Below are 25,564 nucleotides of genomic sequence, written 5' to 3' on the forward strand. Positions count from 1 at the left end.
ACTGGCGGGCGGTGGCCTAGTGACGGGCAGAGGTGGGCTCCGGGGTCGCCGGGCGCGCGGCGCACGAAGGCGCCGGGCCGCCGTCCCGCGCGTACAGGCGCAGCAGGCCGCTGCGGCGGCTCACCTCCGTGAGCGGGGTGAAGTCCTTTGCCAGGACGTCGAGTTTGGTCAGTTCGATCGCGCTGCCCGTGTGCCAGCCGGGGTGGCCGGCCTCCGCGTCGAAGAGGACCCAGACCCGGCTCAGGCACGCCATGCGCGCGCGGAGTTCGGCGGGGCCCGCGTCCACGCCGTACAGGGTTCCCGAGCGGGCGCCCGACTCCTCGAGGGCCACGTCCCGTACGCCCGCCACGGCCCACGGGTACGTCTCCGTGATGCGCCGGCCGGTCTTCGGCAGGTAGAGCAGTTCGTCGCCGGGGCGCAGCTCCGCCGCCGCCATGCGCGCCACCGCGCCGAAGTCGTCCCGGCGGCCCTCGGGCGAGCGCTCGCGCGTCTGCGCCGGGAACTGCGCCCAGAACGCCAGCCCGATCAGCGCGACGACGGCGCCGAGCTGGACCGAGGGGGCGGGCCGTACCCGGGCGGGCAGCCACCGCAAGGCCGTGTCCGCCCCGGCCGCCGCCAGCAGGGGCAGCCCGGCGAACGCGAAGAACGTGTAGCGCGGGGCGTACAGGGGCTGCCACTGCGAGACGGTGAACAGGACGAGGGGCGGCACGAGCGCGAGCGGCAGCGCGACGGCGACGATGCCGGGCCGCGGGCGGACGCGGGCCCGCCCCCGGAACGCGAGCCCCAGCACCGCCGCCGCCACCAGCGCCAGAGTCGTCCAGAAGACCCCTCCCTGATATCCCGCCGCGAGCCGCAGCAGCGCCTCCGCCTCCGGCCAGCCCGGCGTCAGGATCCACGCCACCTGGAAACTCTGGCCCCGCGTCTCCTGGATCAGCGGCCAGAGCGACGCACTTGTGGCAGCGGCCGAGGCCGCCCAGCCGCGCCACGGCGCGAGGCCCGCGCGCGAGAGGAGCAGAGTCACGGCGTGCGCCACGAGAACAAGGACCGCGAACTCGTGGAGCCACGCGGTGACCGTCACCAGCCCCGCGTACCCGGCCCATGCCCAGACCGACGGGCGCCGCACGCAGCGTACGAACATCAGGGTCGCCGCTGCCGCTCCGGCGGCGACCAGGGCGTACGAACGGCCTTCCTGGGCGTAGTAGTTGGTGAACGGGGAGGTCGCGTAGAGGAGTCCGGCCCACAGGCCGACGCGGGGGCGGGCGAGGCGGGTACCGAGGGCGGCGACGGCGCAGGCCGCCGCGCTCGCGGCGAGGACGGACGGGAGCCGCATGAGGAAGGCGTCGTGCTGTCCGCCGAGCACGAAGTGGATCAGGGTGTAGTAGACGCCGTGGACGGCGTCGATGTTGCCGGTGAGGTGGCGGATCTCGGGCAGGGAGCGGGTGGCGACGAGCATCGTCGCGGCCTCGTCCCGCCACATCGTGCCGCGGTCGAGCCCCCACAGACCGAGCCCCAGCATCACGAGGCCGGGGATCAGGACGGCGGCCACGGCGGGCGGCACGTCCGGGAGGCGTACCGGCACCAGGCGGCGCGGCCCCGCCGGGGGTGTGAGCTCCCGCCGGTCCGGTCCGGACCGTTCGCTCGTGTCGCGCAGGCCGACGGTCATGGGTCAGCCGACGGGTTCCAGGCGTCCCCGCGGGTTGCCCTGGACGCGACAAGCGGGGACGTCAACGGAGAATCGGGGCATAACGCCAGACCGTAGCCACGCGGTGCCCCTCTGTCGAAGACCCTGCGTCACCCGATCGGGTAGCCGGATGCGAACTCATTGACGGCATCGGGTAAATGCGATGAATGCGCCGACAGACTCGACGGCGGATCCACGCACAGTGGAGCCCGCGCCACCCGGGAGTGCACCGCCCGCGACCGGCGGTCACGCGATGACGTCGGGGCGGGCGCCGGGGGCGGGGGCGGGCGCGAACTCCGGCTCGGGCGCGGGTGTCGGCGTCGGCACGCTCGTGCGGGGAGCCGTGCGCGGCGCGACCGCTCTGCGTGGCGGGCGGACCTGGCGCCCCGGCCCGTACGCCGTGTTCGGTTTCCTGTTCTGGCTCGTGATGTCGCTCGCGTACTGGCGGGTGCCGATGTGCTGCGACTTCGGGACGCACGCGGCGGTCGTCGAGCGGCTGAAGGCGAACCTGCTGCACCCTCTCCACCCGATGGCCGACGTGCCGGGCGCCGGCAGCCCGTACTACTCGCCGTACGCGGTGGCGCAGGGCATTTTCGCGCGGGTGACGGGGTTCGCGGGCTGGGAGGTCGTGAAGCTCACCGGGCCGCTGAACCTGCTTGTCCTGCTGACGGGCGTGGGCCGCTTCACGCGCGTCCTGACGTCACGCCAGTGGGCGCCGGTGCTCGCACTGCTGGCGATGACCCTGCTGTGGGGGACGCGGGTCGTCTGGTGGAGCGGCTTCCCGAGCCTGCTGGGGATGACCGGGAACATGGCCTACCCGTCGATGTTCGCGATCGGCCTGTCGTTCTGGGCGTGGGCGTGGACGGGGTCGCTGGCCGGGCGCTCCGCTGTCGGGCCGTCCGACGCCGGGCGGTCCGGGGGCAGGTCCTGGTGGGCGTACGCCGGGCTCGGGGTGCTGTGCGGGCTGATCCTGCTCGTGCATCCGATGACGGCGGTGGCCGCGGCGGCCGGGGTCTTCGCCTTCGCGCTGCCCGCGCTGCGGCGGGCACCGTGGCGGTGGGCGCTCACGGTGGCCGTGGCCCTTGCGATCGCCGTGTCCTGGCCCTACTTCGACGTCCTGACCCTGGGCACGGACGCGAACCTGGACGCCGTCCACGTACTCCTCTACCGCGGAATGCCCGTCCACTACTGGCTTGCGCTCGCCGCGCTGCCCGCGCTGTGGGTACGGCTGCGCCGTGACCGCCTCGACCCGCTGGCCGTGATGTTCGTCCTGGACTGCCTGATCGTCGCGTACGGCTGGCTGAGCGGGCACTACACGTACGGGCGGGTGCTCGGGCTCACGCTCGTGGGGCCGCAGTTCGCGCTCGCGGTCGAGCTGGCCGCGCCCCGGCCGTGGGCGTGGTGGCGGCGGGTGCTCGGCGTGGGCGCGGCGGGCGCCGCGTGCGTGGGGTTCCTGGTCGTGCAGGCGGGGGCGGTCCTGCAGTTCGCCCCGTTCCAGCGGCCGCCGCGCTGGCCGTCGTACACGTGGGCGGCGCAGTACATCCCGCCCGGCGACGTCGTCCTGACGAACGGCTACAAGGCGATGCGGTCGCTGCCGGCGTTCGGGCCGAACCTCGTGGCGCCGCCCTGGCCCGACCCCGCGCTCGCCGAACAGGAGCGCAAACGGCGGGTCGCGGCGGTGCGGGCCTATCTGTCGCCTGGATCGACGCAGGCGGAGCGGACCGGGATCGCGCGCCGGTACGGGGTCCACTGGCTGCTGCTGTCACGCGAGCAGCGGCTGCCGCGCGAGGCCGTTGTGGTGAGGTGGAGCCCCCGGACGGGCGAGGTGCTGGCGCGGGTCAACGGGGGCTCTCCTAGGGTGCGTTGAGGTGTGCGCGCGCCATGGATCACCCCGCCCCGCACAGCCTTGCGGGAGCGACCCGCGCCGCTTCACGGGAGCGACCCCCGACACGACAATTCCGCATCCGGCTGACAATCACCGCATATGCCCACCGCGCTCGTACGCTCGCCCAGGTGACGCTTGAGACTCTGCCGCCGCCGACCACCGCAGCCCCCGTCTACGCGACCTGGGTACGGCCCGGGCCGCTCGCCCGGGCATCGCTCCCCCTGACCTGGCTGCTCACCCGCGCCGGGATGGCCGTACTGCTCGCGTTCGACGGACGCGCGCCGCTCGGCACCGGCGGCATCGCGCACGAGGTGTACGCCCTCTACGCCCGCTGGCACACCACCCTCGCCCACGGCGCCTTCCCCGCCGGCGACCCGATGTGGCAGTACCCGCCCGGCGCGGGCCCTGTGCTCCTCGCGCCCGGCCTGATCCCGGGTCTCACCTACTTCCAGGCCTTCGTCGCGCTGACGCTCGCCGCGGACGCCCTGGTCACGCTCGCCCTGGCCCGCGTCGGCTCGCGCTCGGGGCGGAGCTGGGCCGGAGCCTGGCTCTGGACGCTCGGGCTGCCGCTCCTGCTGCACATCCCGCTGGCCCGTTACGACGTGGCGGTCACCGCGTTCGCCGTGTTCGGGCTGCTCCTCATGGCGCGGTTCCCGCGTACGGGCGGAGTGCTCGCGGCGTGCGGCGCGCTCGTGAAGGTGTGGCCCGCGCTCACGCTGCTCGGCGCCCCGCGCGGGCGGACGAGCCGGGAGGCGTGGCGGGCGGCGCTCGCGTCCGGCGCCGCGATCCTCGTGGTGCTCGCCGTCGCGTTCCGCTCGCCGTTCTCGTTCCTGGGCGAGCAGGGCGACCGGGGCGTGCAGATCGAGTCGCTGGGCGGCACGGTCCTCGCGCTCGCGCGCCGGGCGGGCTGGCCGGGCCATGTGCGCTACCGGTTCGGGGCGATGGAGTACGTCGGCCCGTACGTGAGCTCGGTGGCCGCGGCCTCCCTCGTGGGCACGGCCTTCGCGGCGGCGCTGCTCCTGACGTGGCGGGTGAAGGCGCGGCGCTGGACCCCGGCGACACCGTTCGACGCGGCGCTCTGCGCAGTCCTGCTGTTCACCGTCACGAGCCGCGTGATCAGCCCCCAGTACCTGATCTGGCTGCTCGGCCTCGGCGCGGTCTGCCTGACCTCGCGGTACACGACCCAGCGCCCGGTCGTGGCGATCGTCATGGCGGCGGCGGGCCTGAGTTCACTCGCGTACCCGGTCCTCTACTCCGATGTGGAGGCCGGCACCTGGACGGGCTGTCTGCTGATGCTCGCGCGCAACGGCCTGCTGCTCGGAGGGGCTGTGTGGTCGTTCCGTTCCCTCTGGAAGGGAACAGGCGAGTAAGAACTTTACTTACTGGACAATTACCCTAAAGGCCTAGGATTTTCTTCCGTGGAAGCCACGCAGCCCGAAGCCGCGCACCCCGACACCGAGCCGTCCGCCACCGGGCTGCCCGAAACCGAGCGCTCCGTCTCGATCGTCGTCATCGGCTACAACGACGCCGAGCGGGTCGCCGACGCCGTGCGCTCGGCCCTCGCCCAGGGCTCCGCCGTCCGCGAGGTGATCGCCGTGGACGACTGCTCGACGGACGGCAGCGGTGAACTGCTCCAGCGTATGACGGACGACGAGCCGCGCCTCAGGGTGGTGCGCCGGACCACGAACAGCGGCGGCTGCGGCACCCCGCGCAACGACGGCATCGCGCGCGCGTCGGCCCCGTACGTCATGTTCCTGGACAGCGACGACGTGCTGCCGCCGGGCGCCGTCGACGCCCTGCTCGGCGCCGCGCTCGCCCACGGCACCGAGGTCGCCGCCGGACTGTGCGTGCGCCGCGAACTCCCCGCGGGCCGCGACACCGCGTGGACGCCCGAGCTGTACCGCAGGGCCCGGGTGGTCGCCGACCCCGAGCGCCGCCCCCGCCTCGTCCGCGACACGCTCTGTGTCAACAAGCTCTACCGCACGGACTTCCTGCGCGAGCACGCGATCCGCTTCCCCGACGGGAAGTTCGTCTACGAGGACTTCGTGTTCGTCGCGCGCGTGCTGGCCGCCGGGCCGCGCATCGCGATCGTCCCCGACACGGTCTACGTCTGGCACGTGCGCCGCGACGCCGACCGCCTCTCGCTCTCCCTCGACCGGGCGGGCCTGGACAACTGGACCGCCCGCATCGAGGCGCACCGCCAGTCCGTCGACATCCTGCTGACCGCCGGCTGCAAGCGCCTCGCCCGCGCGGCCCGCGTCCGCTTCGTCGACCACAGCCTGCGCATGTACGCCCGCGAGCTGGACCTGCGCAGCCCCGAGTACCGCGCCGCGTGGTGGGAAGCCACCCGCGCCTACCTCGCGACCTTCGACACGGCCGACATCGACGCGGCGCCCGCCCCCGGCCGCCTCGTCGCGCGCGTGATCCTCGCCTCCGAGAAGCCGCGCGACCTGCCCCGCGTCAAGGAGATCGCCGCCCGCCCGGCCCGCCTGTGCCCGCCCTACGCGCGCGACACGGACGGCACGCCCATCTGGTCCGACGACCTGCCCCAGGTGACCCTGGAGCACCTGCTCCACCGGCCCATGCGCCTGCTCCCCCTCGCGGTCGACGCCGAACTGCGGCCGCGCGTGCGGGGCGCCCGGCTGCGGCTCCGCCTCCACGACCTGTACGGGCGGGTGGCCGAGGCGGGCCCCGACACCGTCGACATCGAGGTCACCGACCGGCGGCGCGGCCGCCCGGCCCGGCGCCGCACGGTGGCGCTCACCCCCGGGTCCGAGCCCGGCACCTGGGTGGCCGCCACGAAGCTCGGCCTCTCCGCGCTCGCCTCCGGCACCTGGGACTTCCGCGTCCGCGTGCACTTCGCGGACGGCACGCACCGCGACGCGAGCGCCCACGCCGTCACAGGGCGCGGTCTCCTGCGCCGTACCGCCCTGCCGAGCCTGCGTCACGGGGTGCTGCTCGCGCACCCGTACGCCACCAACTCCGGCGCGCTCGCCGTGCGTCTCGCACCCGGCGTGCGCGGCAGCGTCGCCGTCCTGCGAGGCCGCCTGAACCGCCTGCTTCACTGAGAGCGGTCCGCCGACACGTACGACACCCAGCACACCCGACACGAGGGGATCTTCTACCGACATGACCTGGCTGATCACCGGCGGCGCCGGATACATCGGAGCGCACGTCGTCCGTGCGATGCGCGAGGCGGGCGAGCGGACCGTGGTCTACGACGACCTGTCCACGGGCGTCGAGGCACGCGTGCCCGAGGGCGTACCGCTGGTGGTCGCCTCGACGCTGGACGCGGAGGCCGTGGCGCGCGCGATCGCCGAGCACGGTGTCACCGGCGTCGTGCACCTCGCCGCGAAGAAGCAGGTCGGCGAGTCGGTGGAGCAGCCGCTGCGCTACTACCGCGAGAACGTCGAGGGCCTGCGCGTCCTCCTAGAGGCGGTGACGGCGGCCGGAGTCCCGTCCTTCGTCTTCTCGTCGTCGGCGGCGGTGTACGGGATGCCGGACGTCGACCTGGTCACGGAGGACACCCCGTGCCTGCCGATGAGCCCGTACGGCGAGACGAAGCTCGCGGGCGAGTGGCTGGTGCGCGCGGCGGGCCGGGCGAACGGCATGGCCACGGCGTCGCTGCGGTACTTCAACGTGGCGGGCGCGGCCTCCCCCGAGCTGGCCGACACCGGTGTGTTCAACCTGGTCCCGATGGTCTTCGAGCGGCTCACGGACGGCGAGGCCCCGCGCATCTTCGGCGCGGACTACGACACTCCGGACGGCACCTGCGTACGGGACTACATCCACGTCGCCGACCTCGCCGAGGCCCACGTCGCCGCCGCCCGCCGGCTCGCGGACGCGGCGCCCGGCACGGACCTCACGCTCAACATCGGCCGCGGTGAGGGCGTCTCGGTCCTGGAGATGGTCGAGCTGATCAACACGACGACGGGCCGCGGCACCGAGCCGGTCGTCACCGCCCGCCGCCCCGGCGACCCGGCCCGCGTCGTGGCCTCCGCCGGCCGCGTCGCGACGGAGCTCGGCTGGACCGCCAAGCGCGACGTGCGCGACATGGTCGAGTCGGCGTGGGAGGGCTGGAAGCGGGTGCATCCGAAGGCGGAGGCGCGGTAGGGCCGTTCGGCCCGGACCGGAGGGCGGGGGTCAGGGCGCGGTGGTCGACTGAGAGGGACCCCGCACCCCCGCCGGAAGGAAGCGCAACATGCCCATCGTCGTGGTCTTCGACCTGCCGGGGATGACCCGCGCCCAGTACGAGGCGAGCGCCGAGAAGGTGGCCGGCAAGCCCGGCCCGGTCAAGAACCCCTCCGACTGGCCGGTCGCCGGACTGATCTCGCACACCTCCGCCCCCACCCCCGAGGGCTGGCTGGTCGTCGACGTGTGGGAGTCCGAGGAGGCGTTCCGCAAGTTCGGCGAGACGATCGTGCCGATCCTGCGGGACCTGGGCGTCCCGGACGTCAAGCCGCGGGTCTACGAGACGCACACCGTGGTCACGCGCTGAGGGGACCGCGCGGGACACCCGGCCGGGCGTCCCGTACGGTCACAGCGCCTTGAGCCCCGCCGCCGTGGCCGTCGCGAGGCGTCCCAGGTAGCCCTTGGGCAGCGGCGTGCGCACCACCACGGCGCGCCAGTACAGCGGGCCCGAGATCAGGTCGAGGGCGAGATCCTCGTCGAGGTCGGCCCGTACCTCCCCGCGCGCGGCGGCGGCCTGCACGATCCCGCTCGCCGCCCCGTGCTGGCCCTCGCGGAGCGCCTTCTGCATGGCCTCGGCGATCTCCGGGTTACGGGCGGCCTCGGCCTGGAGGTCGGGAATGATCTGGCCGGCCACCGGGTGCCGCAGCGCCCGGGAGGTCACCTCGTACAGCAGCCGCAGGTCCCCTTCGAGCGAGCCGGTGTCCGGTGCCGGCAGTCCCTGGACCGCTATCGCGGAGACCAGGTCGAGGACCAGGTGGAGTTTGGAGCGCCAGCGCCGGTAGACGGCGGTCTTGCCGACGCCCGCGCGGCGCGCGATCCCCTCGATCGACATCCGGGCGTAGCCCACGGCGGCGAGTTCCTCGAAGACGGCTGCCCGGATGGCGTCGGTCACGTCCTCACGGAGCACCGCGGCTCCGGCGGGGGCCCTGCGACGTGGCGTGGTCCGGGCACCGTCGGCGTTTGTCGTCATGGTGAACAGCATAGGCCGTTACGACGAAACGGTTGCGTTCCGACGTCGATACGGCCTACGCTCACGTAACGACGATACGGACCCGTTCCGACGCCACCCCCACTCTGCCCCCGAGCGAAAGCAGCGGATGTGAGTCAGGTAATCGACACACCTCCCCCGCCCGCGGCCTCCCCCGCACCGGCGGAAGATCCGGCGGTCCTCGCCGCCCGCCACGACCTCACGGTCAGCGGCGCCCGGCCGACGCTCCCCGCGTACGTGCGCCAGCTCTGGCAGCGGCGCCACTTCATCACCGCGTTCGCGACGGCCAAGCTCACCTCCCAGTACAGCCAGGCGAAGCTCGGCCAGGTCTGGCAGGTGGCGACGCCCCTGCTGAACGCGGCGGTCTACTACTTCATCTTCGGCGTCCTGATGGGCACCAAGCGGAACGTGCCGGACTACGTCCCGTTCCTGGTCACCGGCGTGTTCGTGTGGACGTTCACCCAGAGCTCGGTGATGGCGGGCACCCGCGCGATCTCCGGCAGCCTCGGCCTCGTACGGGCCCTGCACTTCCCGCGCGCCTCGCTGCCGATCTCGTACTGCCTCCAGCAGCTCCAGCAGCTGCTGTTCTCGATGTGCGCGCTGGTCGTGATCCTGCTCTGCTTCGGCGTGCCGCCGAGGCCGTCCTGGATCCTGGTGCTCCCGGCGCTGACGCTGCAGTTCACGTTCAACACGGGACTCGCGCTGATCATGGCGCGGATGGGCGCCAAGACCCCCGACATCGCGCAGCTCATGCCGTTCCTGCTGCGTACCTGGATGTACGTGTCCGGCGTGATGTGGAGCATCGACAAGATGCTCAAGGGCAAGGGCCTGCCGCACATCGTGGTCGTGCTGCTCCAGACCAACCCGGCGGCCGTCTACATCGACCTGATGCGCTTCGCCCTGATCGACAGCTTCCACAAGAGCCAGCTCCCGCACCACGTGTGGCTGTGGGCACTGGGCTGGGCGCTCCTCGCGGGCGTCGGCGGGTTCATCTACTTCTGGAAGGCAGAGGAGACGTACGGCCGTGGCTGAGAACTCCGAAGAACTGGTCCCCACCGTCATCGTCGACAACGTCGACATCGTGTACCGCGTGAACGGCAGCGGACCCGGCCGCGGCAGCGCGACCGCGGCGCTCAACCGCATCCTCGGCGGCCGCAAGAAGGCCGAGGCGCGGGCGGGCGTCCGCAAGGTGCACGCCGTGCGGAAGGTCTCGTTCACCGCCTACAAGGGCGAGGCCATCGGCCTGATCGGGACGAACGGCTCGGGCAAGTCGACGCTGCTCAAGGCGGTCGCCGGACTGCTTCCGGTCGAGAACGGCCGGATCTTCACGCACGGCCAGCCCTCGCTGCTCGGCGTGAACGCGGCCCTGATGAACGACCTGACCGGCGAGCGCAACGTCCACCTCGGCGGCCTCGCCATGGGCATGAGCCGCGAGCAGGTCCGGGAGCGCTACGACAGCATCGTCGAGTTCTCCGGCATCAACGAGAAGGGCGACTTCATCACGCTGCCCATGCGGACGTACTCCTCCGGAATGTCCGCCCGGCTGCGGTTCTCCATCGCCGCCGCCAAGGACCACGACGTGCTGCTGATCGACGAGGCTCTGGCCACCGGCGACCGGTCCTTCCAGAAGCGTTCCGAGGCGCGTATCCGCGAGCTGCGCGAGGAGGCCGGCACGGTGTTCCTGGTCAGCCACAACAACAAGTCGATCCGCGACACCTGTGACCGGGTCCTGTGGCTGGAGCGCGGCGAGCTGCGCATGGACGGGCCCACCGAGGAGGTCCTGGAGGAGTACGAGGCCTTCACCAACCCCAAGGGGATCAGCGACTCCAAGGGGGCGGACAGCCCGAAGGCGGGCAAGGGTGAGGCCGGCAAAGGTGAGGCCGGCAAGGGTGACGCGAAGCCGTCGAAGGCCGCCTCCGCCACGTGAGGCGAACCCTCCTTTATCCCTTTCATCCGTTTAATGACACGATGGTGCGTCAGGAGACGAAGGGACGGGGACGGTGCCGGAACTCAGCGTCATCGTGTACGGCCGGGACGTCCAGGGGCACCTGGCGGAGTGCCTGGACAGTCTGACGGGGCAGATACCCGACGGGACGGAACTGATAGTCGCCGCCGTGGCCGACCCGGCGCCGGCCGTCGGGACACCCGGCCGCGTCACTCTGATGGACCTGCCCGACGACACCTCCGACGAACAAGCCCGCGCGGCCGGCGGCGAGCGGGCCGTCGGCAAGTGGCTGCTGTTCGTCCACGCCAAGGACCGCGTCCCGGCCGGTGCCCTGCGCGCGCTGCGGGACCGGGTCGCGGAGCTCCCCGACACCGTCGGCCGCGCGGGCCGCGTGGACGTCGTCCTCGCCGATCACGTCCGGTCGAGCTGGCACACCGCCGGCGTCCCGGGCCCCGACGCCCGCCATCTGGCGAGGGCGGGCGAGCGCGAGCTGCCGCTCGCCGAGTGCCCCGACCTGCTGCGCGTCACCCCGCTGCTCGGCGACCGCGCCCTGCGCGCCACGTTCTGGCGCGCGCACCGCGACCAACTGGCCGCCACCGACGAGCGGTTCGCCGCCCGCGCCGCCCTCGTCCTCGCCGACCGCGTCACCGCCCTGCAGACCGTGGTCCTCGACGAGCGCAGACTGCGCCGCGCGAGCGTGCCGCAGCTCACCCCTGAGCAGCACTACGCGACCGTCGGACTGTTCGAGGACCTTCACCGCCTGATGGCCGGCCGGGACGTCCCGGCCGGCCCGCGCGCGGTGCTCTACGACGTGATGGCGGCCGAGCTGATGCGGATCGTGGCCCGCGCCGCGATGCCGGAGCCGGTGGCCCGCGAGTTCTTCCGCCGCGCCTCCCGCGCCGCCGTCGCCTGGCGTCCCGAGGGCTACCGCGGACCCGCCGGGCTCGAAGGCATCCGCAGCCGCCTGCTCGAAGCGGACGCGTACGACCGGTACCGCGCGTTCCAGAGCGCCAACCACCGGCGGCGTGCACTGAAGTCCCAGGTCAGGCAGCGTAAGCGCCAGGTCGGTGCGAAGGTGCGCGAGGTGCGGTACCGGGCGGAGCTGCGGCGGCCCGTGGATCCGGACCTGGCCGTGTTCTCCGCGTACTGGGACCGGGGCGTGGCCTGCAACCCGGGGGCGATCGCCGCGAAGCTCGCCGAACTCGCGCCCCGGATCCACCCGGTGTGGGTGGTCGCGGCGGCGAACGTGCCGCTGCTGCCGCCCGGCACGGACCACGTCGTGCCCGGCAGCCGCCGCTACTGGGAGGTGATGGCCCGCGCCCGGTACCTCGTCAACAACGTCAACTTCCCGAACGCCGTGATCAAGCGGCCCGACGCGATCCACGTCCAGACCCACCACGGCACTCCGCTCAAGCGCATGGGACTCGACCAGCTCGACTACCCGACCGCGTCCAAGGGCCTGGACTTCGGCCAGCTCCTGGCCCGGATCGACAAGTGGGACTACAGCCTCACGTCGAACCGCCACTCGACCCGGATGTGGGAGCGCGCCTACCCCTCGCACCACGTCACGCTCGAGTACGGCTATCCGCGCAACGACGTCTTCCAGCGCGCCACGGCCGCCGACATCCGGGCCGTCCGCGACCGCCTCGGCATCGCGCCGGGCCGGCGGGCCGTCCTGTACGCGCCGACCCACCGCGACTACGAGGCCTCGTGGACGCCGCGCCTCGACCTCGCCACGCTCTCCGACCGCCTCGGCGACGACACCGTCCTCCTCGTGCGCGGCCACTACTTCTACGGCGGCGCCGCCTCGCCCCTCGCCGAACTGCGCAGGGCCGGCCGGGTCGTCGACGTGTCCACGTACGACCCGGTCGAGGAGCTGGCGCTGGCCTCCGACGCGCTCGTCACGGACTACTCGTCGATCATGTTCGACTACGCCAACCTGGACCGCCCGATCGTGATCTACGCGGACGACTGGGACACGTACGCGACGACGCGCGGGGTGTACTTCGACCTGATGGCGCGGGCGCCCGGTCATGTCGCCCGGTCCCAGGGCGAGTTGACCGAGATCCTGACCTCGGGTGCCTGGCGGGACGAGGCGTCGGCGAAGGCGCGGGCCGCGTTCCGGCGCACGTTCTGCGAGTTCGACGACGGGCGCGCCGCCGAGCGCGTCGTACGCCGTGTCTTCCTGGGCGAGAGCGAGCTCGCCCTGCCGCCCGTGATCCCCGTCGACGAGCGCATCCCCGCGCCCACGCCCGAGGAGGCCACGCGCCGATGACCACGCGAGAGCAGAAACCCGACGTCACGGTCACCGTCATCGTCTACAACGACGCCGAGCGGCTGCCGCGCGCCGTCGCCTCCGTCCTGGCCCAGACCCACGCGAACGTCGAGGTCGTCATCAGCGACGACCACTCGACGGACGCCACCCCCGAGGTCGCGCGCCGCCTCGCCGCCTCGGACCCGCGCGTGCGCTACCTGCGGCTGCCGGAGAACAGCGGCGGATGCAGCGCGCCCCGCAACCGCGCCCTGGAGATCGCCCACGCCCCGTATCTGATGTTCCTCGACAGCGACGACGAACTCCCGCCCCGGGCCGTGGAGTTGCTGCTCGCGGCGCACCGGGAGCGGGAGATCGACTTCGCGATGGGCGCGGTCGAGCGGATCCGGGTCGACACCGGCCGCGTCTCGACGTGGATGCCGCAGCTGGTCGCGGAGCGCCGCACGGTCGAGGGCATCGACACCGAACCCGGTCTGTTCTTCGAGCACCTGTCGACGAGCAAGATGTACCGCCGCGACTTCCTCGACCGGACCGGCCTCCGCTTCCCCGAGGGCATCCACTACGAGGACCAGCTGTTCTCGGCCCAGGCGTACTGCCTCGCGAAGTCCTTCACCGTCATCCCCGAGCCGGTCTACCGCTGGTACATCGCGCCGTTCGTCGCCGCCGACGCCGCGTCGATCTCGAACCAGCGGCACAAGCTGAGCAACGTCCGCGACCGCGTGCACGTCCAGGTGCTCATCGACGAGTTCCTGGCGGAGGGCGACCACACGGGCCTGCTCGAGGACAAGGACTACAAGTTCCTCAAGCACGACTTCCGGATGTACGCGGGCGACCTGCCCTACCGGGACGACGCGTGGCTCGCCGGGTTCGCGGAGATCGTGAACCCGTATCTGGCGACGCTGTCCCCCCGGGCGTACGCACGCCTGCCGCGTTCCGAGCGCGTCGTCCTCCAGCTCGTACGGGACGGGCGCCTCGCCGACGCGCGGCTCGCGGCGCGCGGCCTCGGCCACCCGGTGGCCCCGCGCGAGACGGTGACGGACGGGACGGGAGCCGTCTACTGGGGCTCGCTCGTGCCGGAGTCGAAGAGGGCACGCCGTGAACTCGACCTGTCCGACCAGGAGTTGTACTCCCGCCCCTTCGCGGGCGCCCAGTTCCGGCACGAGATCACCCGGATCGAACCGGCACCCGGCGCGTGCGTGGACCTGTCGATCCGCACGTACGACCCTGGTCTGCGGCTCGCCGTGGGCCCGCACGTCGCGGCCGTCGTGGTGGCGCCGGGGCGGCGGCGGATGACGGCACGTCTGCGGCTCGACCCGGTGCGGCCCGGCGTGTTCGAGGGGCGCGTCCGGCTTGATCTGACGAAGACCCCGCTCCCCCTGCACGGCTTCGACGGGGTGCGGCACCCGTTGCTCCAGCTCCAGGAACAGGGGATGCACAACACCGGTGTCCTGCTCGCGCCGCTGAGCTTCCCCCGCCTCACCACACGCGTCGACCACCACGGGGGCGCCGCCCCGCACGAGGTGACGGTCGAACCGGAGGGCTGGGGCGCGGGCCGCCTCCAGCTCCGCTGGCGGCCCGTCGGCTTCACGGCACGGGTGACGTACCCGGCTTCGCGCAGGCTGGCGACGGTGTCGGACGGCCGGATGCGGAACGCGCTGCGGCTGGTGCGGAGCGCGCTGCGCTAGTGCCGCATCAGGCAACGTTCGCCCTGGTGAGGAACCAGGCCAACACAGCCACGCCGATGGGTAACGCGACAAGGTAGCCGACGAGGATACCGACGCCCGGATCAGCCAACGCAGGAAAGGCCCGGTTCACTGCTGCGGCCACGAGCAGTCTCACCGTTGCCAGCGCAAGGAGAGCGGCAACAACAGCAAGCCGACGCGGCGGGCCCGCCCCGCGGTACAACTCAACCGCAGGCCCGATCGCGATCAGGCCCGTCACTAGGCCGACGAGACCGGTGTCGGGCAGCCACCCGAACGGCCACCCCACCAGGGCGACCAGCCCGGAGAAAGCGAGGCCGACCAGTTCCAGCGCGACGGTGGCCACTACCGGGTGGTCCCACGAGGGGGGTCGGATCGAGCCGCTCCCACTGTCCTTCTCATCGGCCACGTCGTCAGAGTAGCCATCGACAGGGCGAACGTCGCCTGATGCGGCACTGGGGCGGCACACCCACGCGCTAGCGGCGGCCCACGACCTCGTACAGGATCTGTCCGTTCGGGCCCGTCGTCACCTTGCGCAGGGCCGGGTCGCCGGGCGCGAGGCCGCCGTCGCTGCGGTAGCCCACGACCCACTTCACGTCGTAGCGGCGCAGCACCGCGAGGCGTCCGGCGCGGTGCGTGCCGGCCGCGAAGTAGGTGTCGACGGCGCCGTAGCGTGCCGTCTCGTCGGGCAGGAAGAAGTCCGGGTAGCCGGGGGCGACGGTGTAGGGCCCGTACGCGGGGATCTGGCGGGCCGGGAACTCCTTGGCGAGGACCACGTCCCCGTACGAGACCCAGGGCTTCAGCCACGTGTAGCCGGCCCACGGAGGGGTGTACCGGTCGGCGAGCGGCTGCGGGAGCTTGCTCGTCGGGACGACGTAGCCGAGCGTGCCGGACTGGGTCCACGCGCCGACGAGGAGCGCCGCGCCGAGGACAGCGGCGAACACCGTCCGCAGCGCCCTGCGCCCCGCGACGAACACTTCGAGACCGGCCGCCACCTGCGCCGGGATGATCGCGGCCGGAAGGACCCGGCCCCACGAGTAGTGACCGGTCACCCCGCCCGCGACGAACATCAGCGCGCCGAGCGCGAAGAACACGACGAGCGGGTCCCGCCGGTCCCTGCGCCACCGCAGCGCGAGCGCGAACACACCTAGCAGCAGCAGCCAGTACGTGCCGGGCAGGTCCTGGTACAGGGGCTGGTGGATCGCCTCCAGGCCCGTCGCGTCGAACAGCGAGAAGAACGAGTAGTACGGCCAGGCCGCGAGCACCACGATGCCGAGCGCGAGCGCGGCGGCGAGCCTCGCCCACACCGCGCGCGCCGGCCAGGGCCGTGCTCCGGCCACCATCGCGAACGCGCCGAACGACGCGACGACACCCGTGAACTGGTGGCTCAGCAGGATCACGGACCACAGCAGTCCGAGGCAGAGGAACTCGGGCAGCCCGGCTGCCCGCGCGAGCGCCTTGCGCAGCCACGCCCAGAAGTGGAAGGAGGCGCCGAGGGCGAACGTGCTGGGGTAGGCGATGGTCAGGGCCAGGGAGTTGAGGCCGAGGAACCCGCTCCAGTTGAACAGGCTCGTGCCCCACAGGAAGAGCAGGCAGAGCAGGACGAGCGCGGTGGCGGCGCCGCGCCGGGCCCGCCCCGCGTCCCCCGCGAACGTGCCGACGAACCGCCACACGCCGCTCGCGAGCAGCGTCAGCGAGATCAGCGCGCCGGCCTTGAGGACGGCGAACGTGCTCAGGCCCGTGAGGTCGGCGACGACGCCGAGGAACACCGTCCACGGCGAGTAGTACGGGCTCGGCGTGTTCGAGTCGACGAGCGGGTTGCCGGGGTCGGTCAGGTTGTGGCGCAGGCGCTCGACCGTCGCCGCGTGGATGCCGAGGTCGCCCGCCCAGGGGAGCCGCCAGGCGACCGCGACGAGCAGGAGAAGGACGAGCAGCGCGGCGGCCCTGACCGCCGCGCCACTAGCGGTGCGCATCGTGCTGGAAGACCCACGTTCGGTAGACAAGGAAGCGGAACGCGGAGGCCAGGACGATGGAGAGGGCCTTGGCGACGTTCGAGGCGAACGGTCCCGTCATGCCCGCGCCGTGGTATCCGGCGTAGAACAGGACGCTCTCCATGACGACGCCGAGCACGCTGAAGCCGAAGAACAGCGCGATCTGGCGGCGGGTGCGCGAGGCGCGGTCCCGGTAGGCGTAGAAGCGGAAGCCGAGGTAGTTGGTGGCCATGGCGACGCAGCTGGCCATGACGGTCGCCGTCATCGGTGCCCAGCCGAGGCCGTGCATCAGCAGGTTGAAGACGAGGAAGTTGACGGCCACGCCGCTGCCGCCGACGACACCGAACTTGACGATCTCCATGGACAGGCGGCGCACCCGGACCAGGACGGGTACGGCGGGCGGCGCCTCGGGGAGCGCGGTCTGGACGGTCATCGGCGCGCCCTCGCCCTCGCCCTCAGCTTCCACGGCATGGCGACCGACTCGAGCTGCACCATCAGGTTCATCTTGGACTCGCCGACCGTGCGGTCCTCGAAGTGGATCGGGACCTCCATGACGCCGTAACCGCGGCGCGCCGCCCGGTACTTCATCTCGACCTGGAAGCTGTAGCCCGCGCTGTCCACGGAGGCGAGGTCGATGGCGCGCAGGGTGTCCTCGCGCCACAGGTTGAAGCCGCCGGTGATGTCGCGGACGCGGGTGCCGAGGATGGTGCCCGCGTAGGTGTTGGCCCAGCGGGACAGGAGTTTGCGGTGGACGCCCCAGGCCTCGGAGAGGGTGCCGCCCTGGACGTAGCGGCTGCCGATGGTGACGCCGGCGCCGGTGGCGAGGGCGGTGCCGAGCAGCGCGGGGACCTTGGCTACGGGGTGGCTGCCGTCGGCGTCCATCTGGAGCACGTACTTGGCGCCGTCGGCGACGGCGCGGGCCATGCCGGCCGCGTAGGCCCGGCCGAGGCCTTCCTTGCCCGCGCGGTGCAGGACGCTCATCCGGTCCCGGCCGTGCCGGTCGGCGTACCGCTCGGCGATGTCGCCGGTGCCGTCGGGGCTGGAGTCGTCCACGACGAGGAGGTGCAGGCCCGGCAGCGGCAGCGCCATGAGGGCGTCGGCCATTCCGGGCAGGTTGCCCGCCTCGTTGTACGTCGGCATGACGACGGTGAGCGGGGTGTGCGCCCAGTCGTCGGGCAGGCGTGTCGCGGCGGGGGCGGCGACGGGCGTGCCCCCGGTGTCGGGTGAGTTCGTGGTCACTGTTCGCTGAGCCCTTCTCCGGCGAGGGAGGAGAAGCGGACGGCCCGGTCGGGCAGTACGGCTTCGCACCACACGCGGGTTCCGTTCCGCAGTTCGTTGTGTGCGCCGACCTGGGCGCCGTCACCGATGACGCTGCCGTGCAGGACGGAGCGCCGCCCGATCCGCGCACCGACGCCGACCAGGCTCTTCCTGATGTAGGCGCCGGCGCCCACGACCGCACCGTCGTGCAGGACGCTGCCGTGCACGACGGCCCCCGGTCCCACCCTGGCGCCCGCGCCGACGACGGTACCGTCGGCGAGCCAGGCGTCGGCGGCCACCTTGGCGCCGGGCAGGACGAGGGCTTCACCGCGCGTGCCGGGCACGGCGGGTGAGTCGATGATGCCGCGGACGAGGTCGGCGGAGGCCTGGACGAACGCCTCGGGCCTGCCGAGGTCGAGCCAGTAGGACTCCTCGACCTTTCCGTGCAGGTGGGCGCCCGCGGCGAGCAGGCCGGGGAACGTCTCGCGCTCGACGGAGACGGACCGTCCGGCGGGGATGGTGTCGATGACGGACCGGCGGAACACATAGGAGCCCGCGTTGATCTGGTCCGTGACGATCTCCTCGGGCGTCTGCGGCTTCTCCGTGAAGGCGAGCACGCGGCCCTCGACGTCGGTCGGTACGAGTCCGAAGGCGCGGGGGTCCTCGACGCGGGCGAGGTGCAGGGTGACGTCGGCGTCCTGCTCGACGTGCCGCATGACGAGGCCGCGGATGTCGAGGCCGGTGAGGATGTCGCCGTTGCAGACGAGTACGGGGTCGCCGGGGGCGGCGAGCAGGTGCCGGGCGGCGTTGCGGATCGCGCCGCCGGTGCCGAGGGGTTCGTTCTCGACGGCGTACTCGAGGTGCAGGCCGAACGCCGATCCGTCGCCGAAGTACGGCTCGAAGACGTCGGCCAGGTAGCAGGTGGCGAGGACGACGTGGTCCACGCCGGCGGCGGCGAGCCGGGCGATCTGGTGGGCCAGGAAGGGGACTCCCGCCGCCGGCACCATGGGCTTGGGCGTGTTGACCGTGACCGGCCTCAGCCGGGTTCCCTGGCCGCCGACCAGCAGAATCGCTTCCGTCATGAGCCCTTTCCGACCTTTCCGCTCGTGCCGTCCATCTGACAATCGGGTCCACCTTAGACGTAATGCCGGTATTGATGGCATATGTCTGACATGCGTGGCCCGGTGGCGCCCGAGGTGCAACCGAACGGGCGCGCGGAGTCCATCAGGCCAGACCCGGGAAAGAGAGCGACCGGAGAAAGGGAAGAGAACGGCAAGAGTCTCGCCTGGGAACACGCGTACGAAAACGGGGGCGCCCCGCACCGGAACTCCGGTGCGGGGCGCCCCCGTTCAGGCGTCAGGCGCTCACGAGTGCGTACGCAGCAGCGTCCTCATCGTGCGCATGGCCACCGACAGGTTGGCCAGGTCGAAGGCGTCCGAGCTCTGGATCTCCTCCAGGGTCGCCTTCGCGCGGCCCAGGATCGGCGCGTTCTTCTCCTGCCAGGCCTCGAACCGCTGCTCCGGCGTCGAGACGCCGTTCCCGACGGACAGCACGTCGGCCGTGAGGGCCGCGTGCGCCGCGTACAGGTCCTCGCGGATGGACGCGCGGGCCATCGACTGCCAGCGGTCGGCCCGCGGCAGCTCGATGATGCGGTCCATCAGCTGGGTGACGGCGAGCCGGTCCGCGAGGTCGTAGTACACCTCGGCGACGGCCAGCGGCTCCTTGCCGGTGCGGTCGGAGATCGCCACGATGTCCAGCGCCGGGAAGGCCGAGGAGAACCCGGCGACCCGCTGGGCCAGCTCCTCCGGCACACCCGCGCCGGTCAGCTCGTCCAGGATCGACTCGTACCACTCGGCGTCCGCGCCGCGCAGCATCTTCGGCATTGCGGCCCACACCTCGGCGACGCCCTCGCTGAAGAACTCGATCGTCTCGGCGAGCTGGAGCGGCTGCGGCCGGTTGTTGAGCAGCCAGCGCGTGCCGCGCTCGACGAGGCGGCGCGAGTGCAGCCGGATCCGGGTCTGGACGTCCGCGGCGACGACATTGTCGAGCGCCTCGACCGCGTCCCAGACCTCGCCGAGGCCGAAGATCTCGCGCGCGGCGAGCTGCGCCCGCACGATCTCCTCCAGGGACGCGCCCGTCTCCTCACGCAGCCGGTGCAGGAACGTCGAACCGCCGGTGTTCACCGTGTCGTTGACCAGCACCGTGGTGACGATCTCGCGGCGCAGCGCGTGCCCGTCGACCGCGTCGGGGTAGCGCTCGACGAGCGGCTTCGGGAAGTACGCGTGCAGCAGGCGGCGCAGGTACTGATCGTCCGGCAGCGAGGTGTGGATCAGTTCCTCGGCGGCCGTGATCTTCGTGTACGCGAGGAGGACGGCCAGCTCGGGCTGGGACAGACCGCGACCCGAGTTGAGCAGTTCCTTGATGTTCCGGTCGTTCGGCAGGAACTCCAGGGCCCGGTCGAGGTGCCCGTCGCGGCCCAGCTTGCGCATGAAGCGCTGGTGGGCGTGGAGCAGACCGGACGCCTGGGCGACCGCGTTGGCCAGGGTGGTGTTCTGCGCGTAGTTGTTGCGCAGCACCAGGGCGCCGACCTCGTCGGTCATCTCGGCGAGCAGCTTGTTGCGCTGCTTGACCGTCATGTCGCCGTCCGCCACCAGGGCGTTCAGCAGGATCTTGATGTTCACCTCGTGGTCGGAGGTGTCCACGCCGGCGCTGTTGTCGATGGCGTCGGTGTTGACCTTGCCGCCCTTGCGGGCGAACTCGATACGGCCGAGCTGGGTCGCGCCCAGGTTGCCGCCCTCGCCGATGACCTTGGCCCGCACGTCCTGGCCGTCCACGCGGATCGGGTCGTTGGCCTTGTCGCCGACGTCCGCGTTCGACTCGGCGGACGACTTCACGTACGTGCCGATGCCGCCGTTCCACAGCAGGTCGACCGGCGCGTGCAGGATCGCCTTCATCAGGTCGGCCGGCGTCATCTTCGCGGCGCCCGACTCGATGCCGAGGGCCTCGCGGATGTGCGCGTTGAGCTGGATCGACTTGGCGGAGCGCGGGAACACGCCACCGCCGGCGGAGATCAGCTCCTTGTTGTAGTCGGCCCACGAGGAACGCGGCAGGTCGAAGAGGCGGCGGCGCTCGGCGTACGAGGTGGCCGCGTCGGGCCGCGGGTCGATGAAGATGTGCCGGTGGTCGAAGGCCGCGACCAGGCGGATGTGCTCGGACAGGAGCATTCCGTTGCCGAACACGTCACCGGACATGTCGCCGACGCCGACGACCGTGAAGTCCTCGGTCTGGGTGTCGGTGCCCAGCTCCCGGAAGTGCCGCTTCACGGACTCCCAGGCGCCGCGGGCGGTGATGCCCATGCCCTTGTGGTCGTAGCCCGCGGAGCCGCCGGAGGCGAAGGCGTCGCCCAGCCAGAAGTTGTACGACTCCGCGACCGCGTTGGCGATGTCGGAGAACGTCGCCGTGCCCTTGTCGGCCGCGACCACGAGGTACGTGTCGTCCTCGTCGTGGCGCACGACGTCCGCCGGGGGCACGACCTCGCCGGCCACCAGGTTGTCGGTGATGTCGAGCAGCGCCGAGATGAAGGTCTTGTACGACGCGACACCCTCGGCCAGCCACGCGTCACGGTCGACGCTCGGGTCCGGCAGGTTCTTCGCGACGAAGCCGCCCTTGGCGCCGACCGGCACGATGACGGTGTTCTTCACCATCTGCGCCTTGACCAGGCCGAGGACCTCGGTACGGAAGTCCTCACGACGGTCGGACCAGCGCAGACCACCGCGCGCGACCTTGCCGAAGCGCAGGTGCACACCCTCGACGCGCGGCGAGTACACCCAGATCTCGAAGGCCGGGCGCGGCGCGGGCAGGTCGGGGATGGCCTGCGGGTCGAACTTCATGGAGACGTACGCGTGCGGCGTGCCGTCGTCCCGCTTCTGGAAGAAGTTCGTGCGCAGGGTCGCCTTGATGACGGTGAGGAAGGAACGCAGGATGCGGTCCTCGTCCAGGCTCGCGACCTGGTCGAGGGCGCCGTCCAGCTCCTCCAGGAGCCCGTCGATCAGCTCGGTGCCGGCGCGCTGGCGCTCGGGCGACATCCGCGCCTCGAAGAGGCTGACGAGCAGGCGCGTGGTGTGGACGTTGTTACGGAGGGTGTCCTCCATGTAGTCCTGGCTGAACGTGGAGCCGGCCTGGCGCAGGTACTTCGCGTAGGCGCGCAGCATCATCGCCTGACGCCAGCTCAGGCCGGCGCTCAGGACGAGGGCGTTGAAGCCGTCGTTCTCGGCGGCGCCGGTCCAGGTCGCCGAGAAGGCGTCCTGCACACGCTCGCGGGCGTCGTCACCGAGGTAGTCGCCGTTGCCGTGGGCCGACTTGGGCAGCCGCAGGCCGAAGTCGTAGATCCACGCCGTGCTCCGGTCCGCGCAGCGCAGCTCGTACGGGCGCTCGTCGATGACCTCGACGCCGATCCGGTTGAGGACCGGCAGGACGGACGACAGGGAGACCGGCGCGCCGGTTCGGTAGATCTTGAAGCGGCGCTCGCCGGGGGCCGCGCCCACGGGCTCGTACAGCGAGAGCGCGAAGTCCGTCTCGCCCTGCTTGAGCGCTTCCAGGTGGACCAGGTCGGCGACCGCGGCGCGCGGCGAGTGGTCGGCCTTGTAGCCCTCGGGGAAGGAGCCGATGTAGCGGCGGCCCAGCTCGGCCGCGCGCTCCTCGCCGCACTCCGCGTTCAGCGCCTCGGTGAAGCCGTCGGCCCAGGAGCGGGCGGCGTCGACGAGCCGCGCCTCGATGCGGTCGGTGTCGGCCTCGGTCAGCGCGGGCAGCTCGGTGCCCGGCTCGACGCGGATGACGAAGTGCAGGCGGGACAGGATCGACTCGGTGTTCCAGGCCGTGAAGTCGACGCTGGTGCCGTTGAGCTCTTCCTTGAGGATGTCGATGATCCGCAGGCGGACACCGGTGGTGTAGCGGTCGCGCGGCAGGTAGACGAGGGCCGAGTAGTAGCGGCCGTACTCGTCCTGGCGCAGGTAGAGGCGCAGCCGGCGGCGTTCCTGGAGGTACAGGACGCTGGTGACGATGGAGCGCAGCTCGTCGGCCGGGGTCTGGAACAGCTCGTCGCGCGGGTACGTCTCCAGGATCTGGAGCAGGTCGCGGCCGTCGTGGCTGTTGGGCGAGAAGCCGGCGCCCTTGAGGACTTCCTCGACCTTGCGGCGCACGACCGGCACCCGGCGCACGCTCTCCGTGTACGCGGCGCTGGAGAAGAGGCCCAGGAAGCGGCGCTCGCCGACGACGTTGCCCTCGGCGTCGAACTTCTTCACGCCGACGTAGTCCAGGTACGACGGGCGGTGCACGGTGGCGCGGCTGTTGGCCTTGGTCAGCACGAGGAGCTTGTGCTCGCGGGCCTTGGCGCGCGCGTCGGCGGGCAGCCGGCTGAAGGAAGGGCTGACCGGGTGGTGGTCGTCGGCGTCGTGCTGCGGGTCGGAGCGCAGGATGCCGAGCCCGGTGCCGGGGACGGCGGACAGCGAGTCGTCATCGCACAGCTCGTACTCGCGGTACCCGAGGAAGGTGAAGTGGTCGGCGGACAGCCAGCGCAGCAGCTCGCGGGCCTCGTCGACCTCACGGTCACGCAGGTCGTCGGCGGTGGGCTCGCTGGGCAGCTCGTCGGCGATGCGCAGGGACGCGTCGCGCATCTTCTCCCAGTCCTCGACGGCCTCGCGGACGTCGGACAGGACACGCAGGAGATCAGTGGTGATCTGCTTCAGGTCGGCGCGGTCCGTCTCGCGGTCCGTCTCGACGTGGATCCACGACTCGGTGAGCGTGTCGTGGCCGTCGGCGGCGGTGCCGGCGGGCAGGACCTCGAGGAGCTTGCCGGTCAGGTCACGGCGGACGATGACCTGCGGGTGGATCACGACGTGGATGCCGCGGCCCTGGCGGGACAGCTCGTTGGTGACCGAGTCGACCAGGAACGGCATGTCGTCGGTGACGACCTCGACGACGGAGTGGCTGCAGGTCCAGCCGTTCTCCTCGACGGTCGGCGTGTGGACGCGGACGTTCGCGGTGCCCTGCGGGCGGACCTCGGCGAGCCGGTAGTGGGAGACGGCCGCTCCGAAGGCGTCCACCGGGTCACGGTCGGCGAGGTCCTCGGGGGCGGTGTGCAGGTAGTAGCGCTGGAGGAACGCGAGTACCGATTCCTGGTCCGGTGTGCCCTCGCCCGCACCGGCCGGTAGATGCCCGCCCGCCGGGCTGTTCTCAGCTACCCGGGCGGCCCGTGCGAGCAGCTCGGCCTTGGCTTCGTCCAGCTTGGTCTGCATTGTCCTCTGGCTCCTGTCGCGCGCCGTTGCGTGACGTTGAAGAAATAGATGCGGCACAACGCCACGACGCGGTGTCTCCGGTCGTTGTCGACGTTATGCCGGGATGAGAGAAGAACGGGCGACTATGCGCCACTGTCGGCACATTTCCTGCCCGGAAGCGGGACGGCATCCATGCTCCGTCCCGAAGGGAATGCTCAGCGGAGCCCCGGGCACGGATGTAGATCTCCGTGTGGTCCCGGCGCCGGCAAGGGGCGACGATGCCCCCGCGAGATATCGCGCTGATCACGGGGTCCAGGCTATCTCGCTTCCCGGGGGAGTCGTCATGAGCCGTATGTGTACAAATACTGCGGTCGAACTTTGACACTCTGCACAGGGACATCGGGTCGGCCGACTGCTGCGCCGGGTTGCCGCGGGGCCCGGACCGGGTCCACGTTGAAGGGGAGAAACCCCTGAGAAACCCCTGGCCCAGCGGCCTTGCGGGGCCCTTCGGCCGGGCCTTCGCAGGGTCCGGAAACAGCTCCGAGGGGAGCGCACCGCCATGGCACCCAAGATCCTCCTGGTGACCGGCGACGCCGCCGAATCACTGGAAGTCCTGTACCCGTATCAGCGCTTGTGTGAGGAAGGTTACGTCGTTCATATCGCCGCCCCGGAGCGCAAACGGCTGCGCTTCGTGGTCCACGACTTCGAGCCCGGGTTCGACACGTACACGGAGAAGCCCGGCTACACCTGGCCCGCCGACCTGGCGTTCTCCGAGGTCGACCCCGGCGAGTACGCCGCGATCGTGATCCCGGGCGGCCGCGCCCCGGAGTATCTGCGCAACGACCCGGAGCTGCGCAAGATCCTCAAGTCCTTCTTCGACGCCGACAAGCCGGTCGCCCAGATCTGCCACGGCCCGCTCATCACGGCGTCCGTCGACGCCCTGCGCGGGCGCCGCGTCACGGCCTATCCGGCCCTGGAGTACGACATGCAGACGGCGGGCGCGAGCTTCCGCGACGCGGAGGTGGTGGTCGACGGGACGCTCGTGTCGTCACGCGCCTGGCCGGACCACGCGGGCTGGATGCGGGAGTTCCTCACGGTGCTGCGCGCGAAGGCGCCGGTGACGTGAGCCTGTGAGGGGCGGCTGCCCCGCCGACGAGGGCAGCCGCCGAGGTGAAGCCCCGTTGCCATGACAGCGCTCGGGGAGTTGACCAGTTCTGCTGCCCGGGGCTCCACCGCGGGCCCTACTTTGCCGGGTCGGACAGGCCCGGGTCATCGGTATCGGGGGGAACCCGTATACGTATCTGGGCGCGTGAACGTTGATCGGTATACCTACGGGCCGGATGAATACGCTCCGCCAGGCAGGCGCCCCTTAAGGGGCGCGG

Annotated in this window: 18 protein-coding genes; 10 read left to right on the forward strand and 8 right to left on the reverse strand. The window is 71.9% G+C overall.

Features of this window, described 5'->3' with window-relative positions:
- Positions 1-16: 16 nt before the first annotated feature.
- Complete coding sequence (locus ABZ893_RS18735) at positions 17-1,663, reverse strand: glycosyltransferase family 39 protein (protein ID WP_361404471.1); 1,647 nt, start codon at positions 1,661-1,663, stop codon at positions 17-19.
- A gap of 271 nt (positions 1,664-1,934) precedes the next feature.
- Here ABZ893_RS18735 and ABZ893_RS18740 point away from each other — a divergent pair, with 271 nt between their 5' ends.
- From ABZ893_RS18740 to ABZ893_RS18760, 5 genes are all read left to right on the forward strand, one after another.
- Positions 1,935-3,548, forward strand: coding sequence for a hypothetical protein (locus ABZ893_RS18740; protein ID WP_361404474.1), 1,614 nt, complete (start codon positions 1,935-1,937; stop codon positions 3,546-3,548).
- A gap of 146 nt (positions 3,549-3,694) precedes the next feature.
- Positions 3,695-4,936 (forward strand): glycosyltransferase family 87 protein, encoded by a 1,242-nt coding sequence (locus ABZ893_RS18745; RefSeq protein WP_361404477.1) that lies wholly within the window; start codon positions 3,695-3,697, stop codon positions 4,934-4,936.
- A gap of 105 nt (positions 4,937-5,041) precedes the next feature.
- Complete coding sequence (locus ABZ893_RS18750; RefSeq protein WP_361404620.1) at positions 5,042-6,634, forward strand: glycosyltransferase family 2 protein; 1,593 nt, start codon at positions 5,042-5,044, stop codon at positions 6,632-6,634.
- A 61-nt stretch (positions 6,635-6,695) separates the two neighbouring features.
- The gene (galE, locus tag ABZ893_RS18755) at positions 6,696-7,679 is read left to right on the forward strand and encodes a UDP-glucose 4-epimerase GalE (RefSeq protein WP_361404480.1); all 984 of its coding nucleotides are present in this window, start codon (positions 6,696-6,698) and stop codon (positions 7,677-7,679) included.
- An 88-nt stretch (positions 7,680-7,767) separates the two neighbouring features.
- Positions 7,768-8,064 (forward strand): hypothetical protein, encoded by a 297-nt coding sequence (locus ABZ893_RS18760; RefSeq protein WP_361404483.1) that lies wholly within the window; start codon positions 7,768-7,770, stop codon positions 8,062-8,064.
- 39 nt (positions 8,065-8,103) lie between these two features.
- Here the strand turns inward: ABZ893_RS18760 and ABZ893_RS18765 are convergent, their stop codons facing one another.
- The gene (locus ABZ893_RS18765) at positions 8,104-8,727 is read right to left on the reverse strand and encodes a TetR/AcrR family transcriptional regulator (RefSeq protein ID WP_361404485.1); all 624 of its coding nucleotides are present in this window, start codon (positions 8,725-8,727) and stop codon (positions 8,104-8,106) included.
- A 129-nt stretch (positions 8,728-8,856) separates the two neighbouring features.
- On the opposite strand from ABZ893_RS18765, the gene ABZ893_RS18770 reads away from it, so the two are divergent.
- The 4 genes from ABZ893_RS18770 to ABZ893_RS18785 all read left to right on the forward strand — a co-directional run bounded on the left by ABZ893_RS18770 (position 8,857) and on the right by ABZ893_RS18785 (position 14,647).
- Positions 8,857-9,777: an ABC transporter permease gene (locus ABZ893_RS18770; protein ID WP_361404488.1), complete on the forward strand. Its 921-nt coding sequence runs from the start codon at positions 8,857-8,859 to the stop codon at positions 9,775-9,777.
- The gene (locus ABZ893_RS18775) at positions 9,770-10,672 is read left to right on the forward strand and encodes an ABC transporter ATP-binding protein (protein WP_361404491.1); all 903 of its coding nucleotides are present in this window, start codon (positions 9,770-9,772) and stop codon (positions 10,670-10,672) included. Before ABZ893_RS18770 ends, ABZ893_RS18775 begins: the two co-directional genes overlap by 8 nt.
- A gap of 73 nt (positions 10,673-10,745) precedes the next feature.
- Positions 10,746-12,965: a CDP-glycerol glycerophosphotransferase family protein gene (locus ABZ893_RS18780; protein ID WP_361404494.1), complete on the forward strand. Its 2,220-nt coding sequence runs from the start codon at positions 10,746-10,748 to the stop codon at positions 12,963-12,965.
- Positions 12,962-14,647 carry a glycosyltransferase family 2 protein gene (locus tag ABZ893_RS18785; RefSeq protein ID WP_361404496.1) on the forward strand — a complete coding sequence of 562 codons (1,686 nt, stop codon included), beginning with the start codon at positions 12,962-12,964 and terminating at the stop codon, positions 14,645-14,647. Before ABZ893_RS18780 ends, ABZ893_RS18785 begins: the two co-directional genes overlap by 4 nt.
- A gap of 7 nt (positions 14,648-14,654) precedes the next feature.
- Here ABZ893_RS18785 and ABZ893_RS18790 read toward each other — a convergent pair whose 3' ends face one another.
- The 6 genes from ABZ893_RS18790 to ABZ893_RS18815 form a co-directional block, all read right to left on the reverse strand.
- Entirely contained in the window at positions 14,655-15,071 is a 417-nt protein-coding gene (locus ABZ893_RS18790; RefSeq protein WP_361404499.1) for a hypothetical protein, read from the reverse strand.
- A 67-nt stretch (positions 15,072-15,138) separates the two neighbouring features.
- On the reverse strand, positions 15,139-16,635 hold the full coding sequence (locus ABZ893_RS18795) for a hypothetical protein (protein ID WP_361404502.1): 1,497 nt from the start codon (positions 16,633-16,635) through the stop codon (positions 15,139-15,141).
- Positions 16,622-17,086 (reverse strand): GtrA family protein, encoded by a 465-nt coding sequence (locus tag ABZ893_RS18800; protein WP_361404505.1) that lies wholly within the window; start codon positions 17,084-17,086, stop codon positions 16,622-16,624. Before ABZ893_RS18800 ends, ABZ893_RS18795 begins: the two co-directional genes overlap by 14 nt.
- Entirely contained in the window at positions 17,083-17,793 is a 711-nt protein-coding gene (locus ABZ893_RS18805) for a polyprenol monophosphomannose synthase (protein ID WP_361404623.1), read from the reverse strand. Before ABZ893_RS18805 ends, ABZ893_RS18800 begins: the two co-directional genes overlap by 4 nt.
- 95 nt (positions 17,794-17,888) lie before the next feature.
- Positions 17,889-18,992 carry an NDP-sugar synthase gene (locus ABZ893_RS18810; RefSeq protein WP_361404508.1) on the reverse strand — a complete coding sequence of 368 codons (1,104 nt, stop codon included), beginning with the start codon at positions 18,990-18,992 and terminating at the stop codon, positions 17,889-17,891.
- A gap of 282 nt (positions 18,993-19,274) precedes the next feature.
- On the reverse strand, positions 19,275-24,203 hold the full coding sequence (locus tag ABZ893_RS18815; protein WP_361404510.1) for an NAD-glutamate dehydrogenase: 4,929 nt from the start codon (positions 24,201-24,203) through the stop codon (positions 19,275-19,277).
- 538 nt (positions 24,204-24,741) lie between these two features.
- Here ABZ893_RS18815 and ABZ893_RS18820 point away from each other — a divergent pair.
- Complete coding sequence (locus tag ABZ893_RS18820) at positions 24,742-25,308, forward strand: DJ-1/PfpI family protein (protein ID WP_361404513.1); 567 nt, start codon at positions 24,742-24,744, stop codon at positions 25,306-25,308.
- Positions 25,309-25,564: the final 256 nt, after the last annotated feature.

This window comes from Streptomyces sp. NPDC046821 (assembly GCF_040645335.1).
GTDB lineage: Bacteria > Actinomycetota > Actinomycetes > Streptomycetales > Streptomycetaceae > Streptomyces.